This is a genomic window from Pseudoclavibacter sp. AY1H1 (assembly GCF_002931055.1).
Taxonomy (GTDB): domain Bacteria; phylum Actinomycetota; class Actinomycetes; order Actinomycetales; family Microbacteriaceae; genus Pseudoclavibacter.
The window spans coordinates 80,266-96,487 of the sequence record NZ_PSXX01000009.1; the positions used below are offsets into that span (position 1 = coordinate 80,266).

Genomic DNA, 16,222 nt, shown 5'->3' on the forward strand with positions numbered 1-16,222 from the left:
TGGGATCACGCCCCAGAGTTCGTGCCCCGGGTTTCAGCTCAGTGGTGCTCGCCGCGCAGCAGCTGCACGGGGTCGATGCCCTGCCGGCGCAGGCGGCGGTTGGTGAAGGCGCACGCGATCGCGATGACGGCCGTCATGGCGAGCGTCGCGAGCAGCTGCTCCCGTGAGCCCTCGTTGAGCATCGTCAGGACGACGATCACGACGAGGATGACGCCGGCGAGGATGCTCAGCCACGGGAACCCGGGCATGCGGGCCGTGAGGGTCTCGCCGCGCGCATCCGCCCGCCGCCGCAGCACGAACTGCGATGCCGTGACCGTCGCCCACAGCACGATGAGCGTCGAACCGACGATGTTGAGGAGCGTCGGGAGCACGGCGTCTGGGGCGAGGAAGTTGAAGATCACCGTGAGGAAGCCGACACCGACCGAGACGAGCACCGCGATGGTCGGAGTGCCGTTCTTCGCGAGGCGCTGCATGCCGCGGGGCGCGAAGCGACGCTCGGAGAGCGAGTAGACCATGCGGGAGGCGCCGTAGAGGTTGGCGTTGAGCGCCGAGAGGAGGGCGATGACGATGATGGCCGACATGATGAGGTCGACGCCCGGGATGTTCGTGAGTGCGAGCACCGCGGCGAAGGGCCCCGCGACGACGGCGGGGTCCGTCCAGGAGAGGGCGGCGACGATGACGAACACGGAGCCGATGTAGAAGAGCAGGATGCGCCACAGCACGCTGCGCACGGCGCGGCGGATGCTCGTGGTCGGGTCGCGCGTCTCGGCGGCGGCGATCGCGGTGAGCTCGGTGCCGCCGAAGCTGAACATGACGATGAGCAGGGCCGCGGAGATGCCGAGGATGCCGGTTGGCGCGAATCCGTCGCCGGCGACGAGGTTCGAGAGGCCCGGGGACGGGACGTCGGGGATGAGCCCGAAGAGGAGGGCGGCGCCCAGCACGAGGAAGCCGATGATGGCGGCGACCTTGAGCACCGCGAACCAGAACTCGAAGGAGCCGTAGCGGCGCACGCCGAGGAGGTTGATGAGCGTGAACGCGACCATGAAGGCGAGCGCCCACACACCCTGCGGGATGCCGGGCGTCCAGGCTGCGACGATCGCGGCCGCGCCCGTCGCCTCGGCGGCGATGACGATGACGAGCTGCATCCAGTAGAACCAGCCGAGCGTCGCGCCGGCCGTGGCGCCGAAGGCCTTCGCCGCGTACACGGAGAAGGCGCCGCTCTGCGGGTCGGCGGCGGCCATCTCGGCGAGCATGAACAGCACGAGGATGACGAGCAGGCCCGCGACCGCGTAGGAGACGAGCACGGCGGGGCCCGCGACGGCGATCGCCTGCCCCGAGCCGACGAAGAGGCCGGCGCCGATCGCGCCGCCGAGGCCCATCATCGCGAGCTGGCGTGGCGAGAGGGAACGCTGCAGGTGGTGGGCGGAGCTCGCCTGCCTGGCCACCGCTTGCGGTTCTCGCGCAGCCTCGTGCTGGTTGGTGTTCTCGGATGCGCTGGCGGAAGTCACAAGCCGGAAGTCTCTCACGAATGGCGACCCCGGCACGGCGCCCGTGGCTTCCCCCGCGCTGGCGGGTATCGTCCGCGTATCGAAACCCGCATACGCCGCCGCAACACGCCCCTCGAGAGGCTGTAGCCATGAGCTACAGCCGAGCAGACCAGACCCTGGAACTCCCGACGACCGGGGCGTTCGCCACCGCCCAGCGGGCCCCGCGGACTCGTCGACGCTCGCGGGCGCCGCGCTTCCTCGTGGCCGTGCTCTTCCTCGCGTACCTGGTGCTGCTGACGTGGCTCATCGTGTGGAAGCTCGAGGTGCCGTTCGTCGGGTGGGGCGAGACGAGGCAGCTGAAGCTCATCCCCTTCATCGCAAGCGAGGGGTACGCGGCGAGCAAGCCGCTGGAGGTGCTCGCGAACGTCGCCGTCTTCGTGCCGTTCGGCCTCTGCACCGGGTACCTGTGGCGCGTCCTGCCTGGCCCGAAGACGTTCTTCGCGGCCGGCTTCACGAGCCTCGCGATGGAGACGACGCAGTTCGCGCTCGCCGTCGGCAGCTTCGACACGAGCGACATCGTCGCGAACACCGTGGGTGCGCTGCTCGGCGCGGCCGTCGTCGCCCCGAGCGTGCGTCGCGCGGCGTTCAGCTAGCGCGGGCGCTCGGCTGGGAGCCGAACTCAGCCCGGGTCGCGGCCCGCGTGGCCGGCGGCAGCTGGACGGTCACGCGCAGCCCGCCCCCGTCCCGGGCCGCGAGGCGCATCGTCCCGCCGTGGGCCTTGACGACGCTCTTCACGATCGCGAGGCCCAGCCCCACTCCGGCGTGGTCGCTGCGGGCGCGCTGCTCGCCGCGCTGGAACGGCTCCGTGAGGGTTGCCAGCAGCTCGGGGCCGACCATGCTTCCCGTGTTCTCGACGACGAGGGTCGCCGCATCCGGTGCCGACGCCGTCGTCAGGCGCACCATGCCGCCCTCGGGGAGATTGTGGACGATCGCGTTGTGCAGCAGGTTCGTCGTGAGGAGGGAGATGAGAGCAGGCGAGCCGATCGTGTCCGCGGCCTCCCCCTCCGTCTCGATGGCGACGCCGCGCTTCTCGGCGAGCGGCAGCAGCGTCTCGGCCGCCTCCTCGGCGACGAGCGACAGGTCGACGCGCTCGGTCGCGAAGGTGCCGTGCTCGGTGCGGCTCAGCACAAGCAGCGCCTCGGTCAGCTCGATCGCGCGCGCGTTGACCGAGTGGAGGCGCCCGAGTACCTCGTCGTGGTCGTGCCCCGGGTCTCGGCGGGCGACGTCGAGGAGCGTCTGTGAGATCGCGAGTGGCGTTCGCAGCTCGTGCGAGGCGTTCGCCGCGAAGCGCTGCTGCTGCGCGACGTGCGCCTCGAGCTGCGCGAGCATGGCGTCGAAGCTGTCCGCCAGCTCGGTGAACTCGTCGCTCTTGCCGTCGAGGCGGATGCGGTGCGACAGCGACCCGGCCGCCGCGGCCCGCGTGGCGTGGGTGATGCGGGTGAGCGGGGCGAGCATCCGCCCCGCCAGGAACCAGCCGCCGACCAGCGCGAAGACGAGCAGGAACAGCAGCGCCCAGGCCGCGGCCGGCACGAACGCGCGGACGAGGTCGGTGCGGCCGGGGAAGAAGGTCCACTCGCTGGCCATCGCCTCGGCCGGCACGTAGCGGAGGAGGAAGGCGTAGACGACGGCGAGCAGCAGGGCGCCCGCGATCATGAGGAAGCCTGCGTAGCTCAGCGCGAGCTTCAAGCGCACGCTGAGGCCGCGCTGCCTCGTCACCGGAGTTCGTTCTCGTCGAGCACCGATGCTGCCTCGGCGTCGATGCGGTAGCCGACGCCGGGCACGGTCACGATGAGCCACGGCTCGCCGAGTCGTTTGCGGAGTGCGGAGACCGTGATGCGCACGGCGTTCGTGAAGGGGTCCGCGTTCTCGTCCCACGCCTTCTCGAGCAGCTCCTCAGCGCTGATCACTCCCCCGCCGGCGCTCATGAGCACTTCGAGCACCGCGAACTGCTTGCGGGTGAGGGCGACGTAGCGCCCGTCGCGGTACACCTCGCGGCGGAACGGGTCGAGCTTGAGGCCGGCGATCTCGTGGATGGGCGGGCGGCTGTGCGCGCGGCGGCGGTTGAGGGCGCGCAGCCGGAGCACGAGCTCCTGCAGCTCGAACGGCTTCGTGAGGTAGTCGTCGGCGCCGAGCTCGAAGCCCGACGCCTTGTCGTCGAGGCGGTCGGCGGCCGTGAGCATGAGGATGAGCACCCCGCTCTTGGAGGCGACGATGCGTCTCGCGACCTCGTCGCCGGACGGGCCGGGGATGTCGCGGTCGAGCACGGCGACGTCGTAGTCGTTGACGCTCAGCAGCTCCAGCGCCGCGTGCCCGTCGCCGGCGACGTCGGCGGCGATCGCCTCGAGCCGCAGCCCGTCACGGATGGCCTCCGCCATGTAGGGCTCGTCCTCTACCAACAGCACACGCATGTGCCGATGATACGAGCCGCGGCATATCGCCCGCATATGGGAAACCCGCAACGCCACGGCAACGTGCGCTCGCCTGAACTTGTCCCATGACGCTCACCAGCTCGCCCCGCCACCAGCGCACCGTCGCCGACCCACCCGCGAAGAAGCGCAGCGTGCGCCTCCTCGTGGGCGGCGCATCCCTCGTCGCGCTCGCAGGTCTCGGCGTCGCGCTCTTCTCGGCGCAGCTCGGGCAGACAGCCGCGTCGCACCGTGAGGCTCCGGCGCCGGATGCGGTGCTCGCCGCCCCCTCCACGGCCGGGTCGGGCGGCGAGTCAGCAGTCGACACCAGCTCGGGGAATGCCGGCGCGGAGAACCCAGACGGGCGGCTCCAGTTCGGCACGACGGCGTTCGAGACCGAGTACGCCGGCATCGCCAACCTCTCCCCCGTGCTCCTCGATGCGCTGCAGGAGGCGACGAGCGACGCCGAGCTGGACGGCGTGTACGTCATGGTCAACAGCGGGTGGCGGTCGGCGGAGCTGCAGCGGCAGCTGCTGCAAGATGCGGTCGCCGAGTACGGGTCGTTGGAGGAGGCGTCGCGCTGGGTCGCCTCCCCGGAGACCTCCCTGCACGTCTCGGGCGACGCCGTCGACGTGGAAGGCGGGGGCGCATCCGACTGGCTCACCACCAACGGGTCGCGGTACGGCCTCTGCCAGACCTACCTCAACGAGCCGTGGCACTTCGAGTTCCAAGCCTCAGCCCCCGCAAACGGCTGCGCCGAGCAATACCCAGACCCGACGTACGACCCGCGGCTGCGGAGCTAGGTTCAGCGCCCTCGCGTCGGCTCTCCCGCCTCTTCCTCCTCGTCGAGCAGGTGCCCCGCGTGGACGGCGTCGCGCGGGTCGGCGAGGCCAAGCGGCTTCACAGCGCGCAGCGCCCAGGTGAGACCGAGGTAGAGGGCGAAGCTCACCGCGAAGGCCGGGATGTTCGCCCCGATGGGGCTCGGAGCGACGTACGCGAGCACGTACGAGAGCGCGGCGCCGAAGATCCACACGAACACCGCCACCCAGTTGATGCCACCCAGGTACCAGTAGCGGCTCTCGGGCCGCTCCTGCAGGATCTGCCGCGAGTAGCTGCGGCGCTTCAGCAGGTAGTAGTCGGCGATCATGATCGCGAACACGGGCACGAAGAACGCGCTGATGATGAAGAGGAAGTCGGTGAACTGGTTCAGCAGGCCGAGGAACGTGGATCCGATGATCGAGATGATGCCGAGCACGATCGCCGTCGGCAGGAAGCGCAGGTGCCACTTCGACTGCGCGTTGATGACCGAGGTGACCATGCCGAAGACGACCATGGTGTTGGTCGCCATCACCGACAGGAAGATCGCGATGCCGAGCGGCCAGCCGAACTCGGCGACGATCACGGTCGGGTCGAAGGCGATCGCCTCGCCTCCGCGAAGGAGCACGACGCTGAACGCGACGAGGCCGAGGAACATGGCGATCGTGGTCGAGAGCGTGTAGCCCACGCCCGAGCCGACGACTCCGGCAACGCTGTTCTTCGCGTGCCGATTCATGTCTGCGGAGAGCACGGTCCACGAGATGGCCGTCGCGATGACCAGGTCAAGCGTGATGAACGGGGTGCCGCCGAGCTCCGCATCCACGGGCAGCGCCGCGAAGTCGCCGGGGCTGAACGCGCCGAACGCTGCCGCGAACACGAAGCCCATGACCACGAGGATCACGAGCGCAAGCCACGGCTCGACTCGCGAGATACCGGTGTGGCCGAAGATCGCGAGCACCACGACGATGCCCTGGCAGATGGCTGAGAACAGCATCGGGTTCGAGAAGCCCGTCGCCTCGAACACGAGGAAGTCGACGGTGACGCCGGCGAGCATCGCCTGCACCCAACTCCATCCCATCAGCACGACGAGGTTGGATGCCGCCGGCACGAGGCTGCCGCGGATGCCGAACGCGCCACGCGTGAGCGCCATCGTCGGGAGGCCTGTGCGGGTGCCCATGTTGCCGATGAGCACGAGCACGATGACGCCGATCAGGGTGCCGAGCACGATCATGCCGGTCGCTGTGCCGAACGAGACGCCCGGCACGAAGAGCGTGCCCGTGAGGAGCGTCGTGACGACGAGGTTCGCGGCGAGCCAGATGAGGGCGATGCGGATGAGCGACTGCGTTCCCCGCACGGGTCCCGCGGAGTCGTCCTGGCCGTCGAGGTTCAGGGCCATGGTCTTGGGGCCGGTCATGAGGCTGCCTCCGCGTCAGTCGTCGGCGCAGAGAGGTGCTCGTGGATCGCGATGAGCGAGCCTCCGTCTCCGACCGTGAAAACGATGCTCTCCCGCTCGAGGTAGGAAGCCGGTCCATCGGCGGAGTCGACGCTCGTCGCGACCGTGTGGCTGAAGACCGCGCCGCCCGGGAAGACCTGCACGAGGCGGTCGGTGGATGCGCAGGAGGTGACCCGCCACCCCGCCGCGACCCAGCCCGCCCACAGCGCCTCGTACTCGGCGCGCGAGTCGAGGCGCGCTGGCTCTGGATGGAAGACGAACGACGCGTCCGGCGCGAATCCGGCGAAGTACGCCTCGGTGTCTGTCGCGCGGAACGCGTCGATGATGGCGTCGGCGGCAGCGAGCACCGCATCCTGCGTGGGTGTGGTCGACATTCAAGTGCTCCTTTGGACTTGGTGGGCTCTGCTGACAAGCATCAACCGGCGATCGGTGCTTCCGGCCGTCACAGTGCAGTTGCCGCACTCACCAAGCAAACACCCACCCGCCGAGCCTCGTACAGGGAGGAACCGAACTCATTTCGGTTGACAAAGGGCATTATGTCCGAGTCGTCCAGCGCTCAGCGCGCCGCATCGGTCATGGTCAGTCGTGGGACGGGCGCCTGCGCTGCGCCTTCGTCGCCGACCGCTGGCCTTTCGACTCGAGCCTGCGGCGCTGCGAGCCCTTCGTCGGCTTGGTCGCCCGACGCTTCGGTCCGGGCGGGGCGAGGCCCTCGCGCACGAGGTTCGCGAGCTTCTCTAGCGCCGCCTCGCGGTTGCGCAGCTGGGAGCGCCGCTCGGAGGATGCAACCGTGACCACCCCGGACACGAGGCGCTTGCCGAGTCGCGACAGGAGTATCCGCCGCTGCTCGTCGCTGAGCACGAGCGAGGCTTCGACGTTCCAGAAGAGCTCGACGCGGCTGTCGGAGGTGTTGACGTGCTGCCCGCCCGGCCCGGAGGATCGCGAGAAGCGCCAGCCGAGCTCCGCGGCTGGAATCGTGAGCGAGCGTGACACCTCCAAATCCATGCGCCAAGCCTCCCACGCGCCGGGACGTTCGGAACGGCGGCTCGTGGATCGCGAATGCCTAGGGTGGCCCCATGGCGCACACGCATCCGAAGATCGTCGACCTCACGCATCCGCTCACCTCAGGCATGCAGATCTACCCGGGCGACCCTGAGGTGCAGATTGCGCCTGCCACCTCGCTCGCCGAAGACGGGGTCGTGGTGCACGCCCTGCAGCTCGGGACGCACACCGGCACGCACCTGGATGCGCCCTCGCACTCGATCGCGGACGGCCACACCGTCGACGGCCTCGATCTCGGCCGGCTCGTGGCGCCGCTGCTGGTCGTCGATGTGACTGAGTTCGCGCAGCCCGGAGGCAGGATCGAACTCGCTCAGGTCGCTGGTCAGCTCGAGCGGCTCACGCCTGGCGCGATTGTCGTCTTCCGGACCGACTGGTCGAAGCGGTTCGGGCGGCCCGAGTACCTCGAGCACCCCTTCTTGGACGCGGCGATCGCCGAGCGTCTGCTTGCTGCAGGTGTGACGGTCGTCGGTGTCGACACCCTCAGCCCGGACCGCACCGACGCGACTGCGGAGTCGGCCGACCTCCCGTTCCACGACGTGTTCCTGGGCGCGGGCGGCGTCATCATCGAGAACCTCTCGAACCTGTCGGCCATCGACACCGCGCGCGACCCGTGGATCTCCGCGCTGCCGCTGCCGTTCACGGGCCTCGACGGGTCGCCGGTTCGCGCCGTCGCGATGCACCGCTCATAGCCGTCGGAGGCCTCGCGATCGCCGAGCGGATTTCGGCCGTGAAGGTGGCGCGAAACGGAGACCAGGCCAAGCTCTCCTTCTCCCCCGACGTCCCGAGCACCCCGGACGGCGTCGCGGAGGACAACGCGTCCGTCGAGGCCGAATCGGAGCAGGTGTGGATTACCTACATCGAACGTCCTTCGCCCCTGGCGGACAACCGCAATCGCGGGCAGACCGCGATCTAGGCTGAGCCTCCTGCTGACGGGAAGGAACCGCTATGAGCATGGAAGGCGCTGCCTGGAGTTCGCTCTACAAGATTTCGTCCGCCAGGGATGGAAAGCACGGCTTCTCGCGTGAATCGGTGCGGCGCATCCTGACGTTCGCGGTGCCCTACCGGACCAAGCTGGTGCTGTTCATCGCCCTGTCAATCGTTGGCGCGTTCCTCGCGGTCGCGACGCCGGTGCTCGCCGGCCAGGTGGTCGACGTCATCGTCGCCCGGGGTGCAGTCAGCACGATCGTGTGGATCGCCGTGGTCATCGCGGTCGTGGCCATCGCCGACGCGGCCGTGTCGCTCGTGACGCGCTGGTACTCGGCGAGGATCGGCGAGGGCGTGATCCTTGACCTCCGCACCGCCGTCTTCAACCACGTGCAGAAGATGCCCATCGCGTTCTTCACCCGCACGCGGACGGGCGCTCTCGTGAGCCGCCTGAACAACGACGTGATCGGCGCTCAGCAGGCCTTCAGCGGCACGCTGTCTGGCGTGGTCACGAACCTCGTGGCGCTCATCCTGACCCTGATCGTCATGCTCAGCACGTCCTGGCTCGTCACCGTGCTCGCCGTGATCATGCTCCCCATTTTCCTGATCCCCGCGCGCCGCATGGGCAGCCGCCTCGCCGCGCTGCGCCGCGAGGCCGCCGACCACAACTCGGCCATGAGCACGCAGATGACCGAGCGCTTCTCGGCACCCGGCGCCACTCTCGTCAAGCTGTTCGGCCGGCCCGATGAGGAGGCCGAGGAATTCCGCGTGCGCGCCGCGCGTGTCCGCGACATCGGCGTTCGCACGGCGATGCTGCAGTTCGTCTTTTTCACGGCGCTGATGCTGGTCTCCGCGCTCGCCCTCGCGCTCGTCTACGGGCTCGGCGGCGTGCTCGCGCTCGGCGGCCAGCTGGAAACCGGTGACGTGGTCACCCTCGCGCTGCTCCTCACGCGTCTCTACGCGCCGCTCACGAGCCTCGCGAACGCACGCGTCGAAATCATGAGCGCGGTGGTCAGCTTCGAGCGCGTCTTCGAGGTGCTGGATCTCGAGCCGCTCATCCAGGAGAAGCCCGACGCGACCGTCGTCCCCGAGGGCCCGGTGTCGGTCGAGTTCGACGACGTCCGCTTCGCCTACCCGTCCGCGGACAAGGTGTCGCTCGCCTCCCTCGAGGAGGTCGCCACGCTGGATACCCGAGGCGGCGAGGAGGTGCTGCACGGGGTGTCCTTCCGCATCGAGCCGGGGCAGACCGTCGCCCTGGTCGGCACGTCCGGTGCCGGCAAGTCCACGATCGCGCAGCTCCTCTCGCGCCTCTACGACGTCGACAGTGGTGCCGTGCGGCTCGCGGGGACGGATGTCCGCGACGTCACCTTCGCCTCGATGCGCCACACCCTGGGCATGGTGACGCAGGACGGGCATCTCTTCCACGAGACCATCCTCTCCAACCTGCGCCTCGCGAGGCCCGAGGCGACCGACGACGAGGTGTGGGACGCGGTGCGCCGTGCGCGGCTCGAGCCACTCATCCGGTCGCTGCCCGACCAGCTGGACACCATGGTGGGCGAGCGCGGCTACCGGCTGTCCGGCGGTGAGCGCCAGCGGATGACCATCGCGAGGCTGCTCCTCGCCCAGCCGCGGGTTGTCATCCTCGACGAGGCGACGGCCGCGCTCGACTCGACGTCGGAGGCCGCTGTACAGGCGGCGCTGAGCGAGGCGCTCGAGGGACGCACCGCGATGGTGATCGCCCACCGCCTGTCCACCATCCGCAGCGCGGACCAGATCCTCGTGATCGAGGACGGCTCCATCGTCGAGCGCGGCACGCACGAGGAGCTGCTCGCCGCGGCCGGGCGGTACGAGGAACTGCACCGGACCCAGTTCGCCGTGCAGAAGAGTGTCGCGGTGGATGAGGATGCCAACGTTTGAGTTCGCAACGGGAAGCTGCTTCCACCGCACCTGCCCACAGCACGGTCCGCGTAGGGTGAGCTGATGCCTGAAATCACTTCCTCGAATCCTGCGCCCGTTCCTGTAGACCTCCCGCTCGAGCAGCGGCTGGCGGCTGCCGTCGAGCGATACGGCCAGTCCGAGTTCGTTGAGCGGGTACTCAACCTCATGAAGGGGTACGACGAAGGCGACGACCTTCTCCTCTACGTTGGCGGCGATCACGCGCAAGGGATCCTCGACGGCGCGCCGGTGCTCTACTGGCCCGAGCTCTGGGGCACCCGAGCGCTGCTGTACGTCTGGGATGAGTCGGCCTCACCCGCGGTGATCGGCACGCTCGGCAACCCGGCATGGCGCGTCCGTGAAATGGGGGCACGGGTTGTCGCAGCGCGCGAGCTCCCAGCAGCATCCGAACTGGCCGGGCTGCTCGGCGACAGCGTGGCTCGAGTGCGATCGGCAGCCGCGAGGTCTTTGGCAGCCGTGGGCGCGCTCGAAGACGTGGATCGCCTGCGCCCGCTGCTGAAGGACCCCGAAATCGAGGTGCGGCGAAGCGCTCAGCAGGGCCTCGACGCGCTGCGCGCGAGGTTCCCGAAGAACTAGGGCATGCTGACGAGGTTGCGGCGTCAGACGAACCCTCGCCCGAACCCCATGAAACTCCTCATCCAAGACCTGGGTGTGACGGTCATCAATGCCGCTGCCGGCGAAGTCCTGCGCGAGCTCACCATCGATCTCGGCAAGGCCTACCAAGCCACCGACAACCCCAAGGGCCCGGCCAGAAAAACGGAATAGCCCGAACACGCAGTTGCAGGTTCGAGCTATTTCTATGTCTTGCGACATCGCATGGTCGGGCTGACAGGATTTGAACCTGCGACCCCCTAGACCCCAGGTAGACGGAAGGCCCGTTTTTGGCTTGGAACCGAGGTTCTTCCGTTCCATTCGTCACAGGGCGCGTCACTCATTCCATGCGTTGCAGGAGATCTGACCACAAGATTGGCCCACTGACGTCCGCCAACTCATGGCTGACGACCCTAGGCGCCTTGCGGAGCGTTGCACACCCCGTCACCGACGGCATGTCGTTCTCATTGCTGGCCTTAGCTCGGCCCTGTAAGGTCCTCCATACCCGCTTCGCCTCGTCCAGGCTTCATCTCGGCACTTCTCGGTTGCGACGACGGCTTCCTCTCCCCCGACGGCTTCGGGTCCGGCACGTCGGGATACTGCATGTACTCGTAGGATGGAAACGGGAGATATCCATCGTCGGGGTGGTCCTCCGGATGGTTCCAACTCGCGACGAGGTCGATCAGATAGAGGTAGGCCGATCGGGTCACCTGCAGCGCGAGGATCGTGGAGTCGACGAGCTCGAACAGATCGATGCGGCTCCGTGCATCGATCGTTACACCAGTTGCTTCTCGGATCGCAGCGTGCACGATACGGTGCGTTCCTGCGTTGCGCATGGCTTGCGACGGCGCATACATGCCGTCCTTGTCCATGTCGAAGGCAAGCTCCGAGAGGGCGAACGCCGCTAGCGACCGCTGCGGAGTTGCTTGGAGTCCCACGCGGACACCGCCGTCTTTGCCCGCCCAGAACTGACGGAAGGAGACTCGACTCGGGTTGTCTCCGACTCCGAAGTGCTCGTTCGCGACCACGGCAGTCTTGTCGAGCACGTCGAGGGCGGACCGCTGCGCGAGAAGCAGCTTCGAGTACTGCGTTCCGTAGAGCGAGTAGTCAAGTGTCTCGATGTAGTACCCCGAGTCGTCGCCTTTCTGGTCCGGACCTTCCGCGACCTGCGTGTACCCGTCGAACGCCAAGCGACGGGAGACGAGGAAGTCGGACTTGAGCACGTTCATTTCTGCCAGAATCGGCGGAGTCATCTCCTCGATCGACGTACCGAAAAGAAACTCTATGGCTGCGTCGTCCCAGTGCGCATCCTCCGATCCGAGCCCCTCGACGGCCGCGGAGAGAGCCAGGCGGTATGTCGCGACCCACGACCGGTACTCGCCGTCTTGGCCATCCGTATCGTCCAGCCCGTGTGAGAGATGTCCGGGACTCTGCGTCGCCTCAAGACCGTCCCACCTCGCTGCCGTCCCTTCACCCGCGAAAGCGACCGTTCCCTCCCGCAACGATTGAGCGAGCCGGACGTACTTGTCGTAGACAGCCGCGATATGCCCCGTTTGCCCGACACCCGAACGAATGCGGTTCATCAGGAGCTGTGCGAGGTTGCCCGCCGCGTTGCCGTTCGTCGGGTCAACATCGAGGGCGAGAAGGTAGAAGTCGTAAGCTTCCGCCCAGCGTTCGGAATGATCGAGGCAGTTGGCGAGATTGCAATATGCTGCAGACCTGGTACGAGGATCGGCGATCGGTGACGATCCAATGGTCTTGAGTATCCGACGAATGTCACGGAGCGCCGTTCGGTTCGTCCGGCGGTTCTCTCCGACACCGGCGAGCTGCTCCTCCCGCGTTCCACCGGCCGGCAGTCCGAGGTCGAACACCTCGAGCGCAGCGTTCGCGACGTTGTACATGCACTGGTAGTGCAACGGCTCATCTGATGGCGTGGCCTTCTGTGCCCGTGCCGCGAGCTCCTTTCCCAGAGTCAGCAGATCGACATCACCAAGGTCGGCGCCTGCGTTGATGACGAGCGACGAGCACGTGAATCGGAGTGCCGCCTTGTCCAGCTCGGAGAGGCTCGATGAGCTGATCTCCTCAGCGACATCCAGAACACTACGTGCATTTGCTGCTCGATCCGGAGCCTCGTCATGGGCTGTCAGGATCCTCTGAAACCAGGCGGTCGTCGATACCATGATCCTCCGATCCTCGATGGGTTGCTCGCTTCTTGCTCACGGTGGCAGGTCAGGATCTCCAGGCTACTCACGAGCGCCGACATTGCCGTCGACGGCCTCTGGTTCCGCTGCAACCGGAGTAGATCTACTGACCGCTGACATCCCACACTCTCGACAGTCCGCATCACGTGCTTCCGACTTCGGTGCGGTCAACGGCGCGGGCGGGCACGCAAGCGAACGGTGCCCTGCCCACGATCGTGCTGGTCGTCGCTGTGCTCATGATTCCCGTCCGCACGATCGGCTGGACCCCCGCCTCCGTTACAAGAACGCGCACCTCGTGCACAGAAGTTTCGGCTCGGCGCGTTCTGCGTCCTCGCCGCCGCCGCGCTCGCCGGGGCCAACGTCATTTGGGTGAACGTCATCCTCGCGCTCGGGGACGCCCTTGAGCAAGATGTCTTGTGCGTAGCACTCAGCGAGCCGACACAGCGGGGTCAGGAGGAACGCGATTCGGTTGGCATCCCGCAGGCTGGCATACGGTCCGCCCGCGGAGGTCTCGCCGAACTGGCCTTCGACTAGGAAGTACCAGCCAACGAGATCCCCAACGGATTGGACGTCCGCGGCCTTGAGAATATTCGGGATTGCGTCCTTCCGCATGCGCACGGCAGACAATTTCTCGTCTCGAAAGCCGGAGTTGATCCAGTCGGCCTTAGTGGTCTTGATCTTGCCCCAGACGATGGAGGTGGCGTCCGTGGGGTGGTAGACCTCGACATACTGGCACCCCTCGGCGATCGTGGTGCGGGTCCCGTCACTGAGGGTCAACGGCCTCCGATCGACACAGAACTCCGGGGAGCTGATGAGCTTACGTAGCAGCGGCCGCAACCCGGTCGATCCTGCTTGCACGGCCCGATCGTTTCCACGGCGTTGATGCGTGATCCCAATGCCACCGATCGCGCCTGGAGTGTCTTGAGTTTTCGTTCGTCCGCCCTTCGGAGGTTCGAGGCGGATCTGCATTTCTTCGCAGGTGTTGATGACAGCGTCGGCTTCTTCGAGTCCTCGTTGGGCGATCTGCTCGTCGGACTCGGTCCTGTAGCCGCATCCATCAAGGTGGTTGCCGCAGAACGTCGAGGCTTTCCCGTCCTTGGATCGCTTGCGCCAATGAAACCCTACGCGGCAGACAGCATCGGGGCAGGTGATCCCTCCCCGATAGAGGCGACGATCGGATTCGTGGATCTCCCAGGCGTCGATGTCGGCCGTTCCGTCAAGTCGCGCCCAACGCATCCGCGAACCCCATATCTGCCCCTCGAGGTCGGCATTGTTCGTGAGCGCCGCTGACGGACGAAGTCCTTTCGTGCTTCGCCCGGAGATGAAGTCACGCCCAAATGGGTAGTGTTCCATTGCCCACGCAACGATCGCCGCGTTAAGGTACTCACCTTCCAGCGGGACGATGCACAGCTCACGGACTTCAAGGTGATGCTCAGTGCTCGGACAGAGTGGATGCCGAGGATCTGCAGCGCCTTCTCGTTCACCGGTTCAAACGCACACTCCACGAACGTCGCGCACGCCTTCTTCAGTGCGAGACGAAGCACCGTTCGGATTGTGTCCGACAATAGCCCTGTCGGCAGCGATCCCAGGATCTCTGCGACGAGACGGTGGACGAGGCCGCCTGCGATCGCATCCACGGCCGACGCGAACTCTTTCCTAGCTTGCAGGACGAGCACGCACAACGCACAGAGGAGATGGAGTTCCGGGAGGATCAGCTTGAGCTGTGCACGCTCTTCGGATGAGAGTTTAGAGTTCGCAATCTCGCCGACGAACGGACCGACGATCTGCGTGATTCCTTCCTCAACGCGCTGCGCCTAATCAGGCTCGTCTCGCAGGACGACTGCATCGACGATGAGCGTCAATAACAGGTCGGTGCCGCGCATTGTAAGCGCGTCACCGTCGGCATTCCGGAACTCGTTGCGCGTAGCGGTGACTTGTCGGCCGGAATAGCTCCGCCGATTTGCGAAATCCTGATCAGTGACGATAAGAGCGCGTGCGCGCCACGTGTACGGGCCGCCGCGGAACGCGCCACAACAGGCGCATTCGCATTCCTCGGCCGTTGTGACTACCGCTTCTGCGCAACTTTCGACGTGCCCGTTGATTCGTGTTCCGACCATGCTTACCCCCTCGTAGCGATGATTCAGGCTACTCAATCAGCGGTTCCCTTTCCCCCGAGCTTCGCGACTGGGCGTCGATGGAACTGCGCGGGTACGAGAAGAGTGCCGAACTGCCGTCGTATCGAAAAGTCGCCGCGCCCCTCCAAATCGACGGAACAGTCCCGGGCGGCATCACTCGTCACCAGACAATAGGGTCGATGGGCATTCCCGACTTCGCACGGGACGCGATCAACGAAATCGTGGCGCTGCGCATGGGCGTACGTGAAATCCACAGCATGGTCGATCAGCACCAGAAGGACCACCTCGTGAAGCTCCAGCTTCCGGAGCCGCAGACATCGTCACGTACATGAACGGCACGCAGCAGATGAACGGGCGGCTCACGGAGCTATACCGGAGTGTCACCACCAGTACGCTCGAAGGTGCCTTCGACCAGATCCGAACCCGCCTCGCCGAGCTAACCGCCGAGCTCCGATCTGGCACACCGCAAGGCCAGGCTCTACCCAGGCCGATCCAGGCCGCCAACGCTGTCAACTTGGTTATCAACGGTAAGGGAAACTGGGTGAGCATCGCTCAGGCCAGTGATGGAGGCGTCGCTACAACCTCGCAAGAGGGAGTTCACTCAGGCTTCTGGACGAAGGCTCGAATCGTCGGGGTGAGCATCGTTGGCCTGGCCACCATCACGGCGACGGTGATCGCAATGGTGCAGTGTCCGTTCTGATCCGCGGAGAGGAGATGCGCAGTGAGTCAGTTAGAGGCATAGTCACGCCAGCATCACAGCTGAGCCTCCTCCTCGTTGGAGCTCCGGCAGCTGCTTGGAGTGATGTCCGTCGTGCTCCGTAGTCTGAGGCCATGACCTTCACACCGCTGCACCGATCCCTGGACCTGGATCTGGATCTGGATCTGGATCCAAGCATCCTCACCGATGAGATCCTTGATGCGGCGGTCGCCGCAGGCGTCTCGGAGACAGACGACTCGGATTGAACGGCTGGACTCCCGCCGATCAAAAATATCTCGCAACCCGACGTTCCAAAAGACATCCCTGCGATGGCCAACAGCCGCGGCGGCATGATCGTTTACGGGGTCGAAGAGTCGCAGAAGACAGCCTCGGGTTGAGTAAATGCGTGTGAATCCACGGAGGGGTACGAACCCGCCT

Annotated in this window: 18 protein-coding genes and 1 pseudogene; 12 read left to right on the forward strand and 7 right to left on the reverse strand. The window is 66.7% G+C overall.

Annotated elements, in window-relative coordinates; all coding sequences use genetic code 11:
- Nucleotides 1-38: 38 nt before the first annotated feature.
- Entirely contained in the window at nt 39-1,508 is a 1,470-nt protein-coding gene (locus C5E05_RS13920; RefSeq protein WP_308471901.1) for an amino acid permease, read from the reverse strand.
- A gap of 128 nt (nt 1,509-1,636) precedes the next feature.
- On the opposite strand from C5E05_RS13920, the gene C5E05_RS13925 reads away from it, so the two are divergent.
- Nucleotides 1,637-2,140: a VanZ family protein gene (locus C5E05_RS13925; protein WP_181059608.1), complete on the forward strand. Its 504-nt coding sequence runs from the start codon at nt 1,637-1,639 to the stop codon at nt 2,138-2,140.
- Here C5E05_RS13925 and C5E05_RS13930 read toward each other — a convergent pair.
- Both C5E05_RS13930 and C5E05_RS13935 read right to left on the reverse strand, forming a co-directional pair.
- The gene (locus C5E05_RS13930; protein ID WP_181059610.1) at nt 2,133-3,263 is read right to left on the reverse strand and encodes a HAMP domain-containing sensor histidine kinase; all 1,131 of its coding nucleotides are present in this window, start codon (nt 3,261-3,263) and stop codon (nt 2,133-2,135) included. The genes C5E05_RS13925 and C5E05_RS13930 overlap by 8 nt on opposite strands.
- The gene (locus C5E05_RS13935; protein ID WP_104342244.1) at nt 3,260-3,955 is read right to left on the reverse strand and encodes a response regulator transcription factor; all 696 of its coding nucleotides are present in this window, start codon (nt 3,953-3,955) and stop codon (nt 3,260-3,262) included. The genes C5E05_RS13930 and C5E05_RS13935 overlap by 4 nt, the downstream gene beginning before the upstream one ends.
- An 86-nt stretch (nt 3,956-4,041) precedes the next feature.
- Between C5E05_RS13935 and C5E05_RS13940 the strand changes: the two genes are divergently transcribed.
- On the forward strand, nt 4,042-4,755 hold the full coding sequence (locus C5E05_RS13940) for a M15 family metallopeptidase (RefSeq protein WP_104342245.1): 714 nt from the start codon (nt 4,042-4,044) through the stop codon (nt 4,753-4,755).
- Between the two features lie 2 nt (nt 4,756-4,757).
- Here C5E05_RS13940 and C5E05_RS13945 read toward each other — a convergent pair whose 3' ends face one another.
- From C5E05_RS13945 to arfB, 3 genes are all read right to left on the reverse strand, one after another.
- Nucleotides 4,758-6,182: a cytosine permease gene (locus tag C5E05_RS13945; RefSeq protein ID WP_104342246.1), complete on the reverse strand. Its 1,425-nt coding sequence runs from the start codon at nt 6,180-6,182 to the stop codon at nt 4,758-4,760.
- Nucleotides 6,179-6,595, reverse strand: a complete 417-nt coding sequence (locus C5E05_RS13950; protein ID WP_104342247.1) for a nuclear transport factor 2 family protein — start codon at nt 6,593-6,595, stop codon at nt 6,179-6,181. Before C5E05_RS13950 ends, C5E05_RS13945 begins: the two co-directional genes overlap by 4 nt.
- 205 nt (nt 6,596-6,800) lie before the next feature.
- Nucleotides 6,801-7,223: an alternative ribosome rescue aminoacyl-tRNA hydrolase ArfB gene (arfB, locus tag C5E05_RS13955; RefSeq protein ID WP_104240934.1), complete on the reverse strand. Its 423-nt coding sequence runs from the start codon at nt 7,221-7,223 to the stop codon at nt 6,801-6,803.
- 71 nt (nt 7,224-7,294) lie between these two features.
- Here arfB and C5E05_RS13960 point away from each other — a divergent pair, with 71 nt between their 5' ends.
- From C5E05_RS13960 to C5E05_RS20220, 5 genes are all read left to right on the forward strand, one after another.
- Nucleotides 7,295-7,969, forward strand: coding sequence for a cyclase family protein (locus C5E05_RS13960; RefSeq protein WP_104342248.1), 675 nt, complete (start codon nt 7,295-7,297; stop codon nt 7,967-7,969).
- 38 nt (nt 7,970-8,007) lie between these two features.
- Nucleotides 8,008-8,193, forward strand: coding sequence for a hypothetical protein (locus tag C5E05_RS13965; protein ID WP_104342249.1), 186 nt, complete (start codon nt 8,008-8,010; stop codon nt 8,191-8,193).
- 32 nt (nt 8,194-8,225) lie between these two features.
- Nucleotides 8,226-10,121: an ABC transporter ATP-binding protein gene (locus tag C5E05_RS13970; RefSeq protein ID WP_104342250.1), complete on the forward strand. Its 1,896-nt coding sequence runs from the start codon at nt 8,226-8,228 to the stop codon at nt 10,119-10,121.
- A 63-nt stretch (nt 10,122-10,184) separates the two neighbouring features.
- Complete coding sequence (locus tag C5E05_RS13975) at nt 10,185-10,736, forward strand: HEAT repeat domain-containing protein (protein ID WP_181059612.1); 552 nt, start codon at nt 10,185-10,187, stop codon at nt 10,734-10,736.
- 48 nt (nt 10,737-10,784) lie between these two features.
- Complete coding sequence (locus C5E05_RS20220; RefSeq protein WP_181059614.1) at nt 10,785-10,925, forward strand: hypothetical protein; 141 nt, start codon at nt 10,785-10,787, stop codon at nt 10,923-10,925.
- A gap of 302 nt (nt 10,926-11,227) precedes the next feature.
- On the opposite strand, the gene C5E05_RS13980 is transcribed toward C5E05_RS20220, so the two are convergent.
- Nucleotides 11,228-12,931 (reverse strand): LA2681 family HEPN domain-containing protein, encoded by a 1,704-nt coding sequence (locus C5E05_RS13980; RefSeq protein WP_104342251.1) that lies wholly within the window; start codon nt 12,929-12,931, stop codon nt 11,228-11,230.
- 366 nt (nt 12,932-13,297) lie between these two features.
- Here C5E05_RS13980 and C5E05_RS20710 point away from each other — a divergent pair.
- From C5E05_RS20710 to C5E05_RS20715, 5 genes and pseudogenes are all read left to right on the forward strand, one after another.
- Nucleotides 13,298-13,486, forward strand: a pseudogene (locus C5E05_RS20710) (hypothetical protein); the annotation flags it as partial.
- A gap of 1,570 nt (nt 13,487-15,056) precedes the next feature.
- Nucleotides 15,057-15,419, forward strand: coding sequence for a hypothetical protein (locus C5E05_RS20225; protein WP_258064877.1), 363 nt, complete (start codon nt 15,057-15,059; stop codon nt 15,417-15,419).
- Nucleotides 15,416-15,787, forward strand: a complete 372-nt coding sequence (locus C5E05_RS13995; protein WP_104342254.1) for a hypothetical protein — start codon at nt 15,416-15,418, stop codon at nt 15,785-15,787. The genes C5E05_RS20225 and C5E05_RS13995 overlap by 4 nt, the downstream gene beginning before the upstream one ends.
- 131 nt (nt 15,788-15,918) lie before the next feature.
- Entirely contained in the window at nt 15,919-16,050 is a 132-nt protein-coding gene (locus C5E05_RS20550) for a hypothetical protein (RefSeq protein ID WP_258064878.1), read from the forward strand.
- Between the two features lie 27 nt (nt 16,051-16,077).
- Nucleotides 16,078-16,182: an RNA-binding domain-containing protein gene (locus C5E05_RS20715; RefSeq protein WP_374953453.1), complete on the forward strand. Its 105-nt coding sequence runs from the start codon at nt 16,078-16,080 to the stop codon at nt 16,180-16,182.
- Nucleotides 16,183-16,222 lie beyond the last annotated feature (40 nt).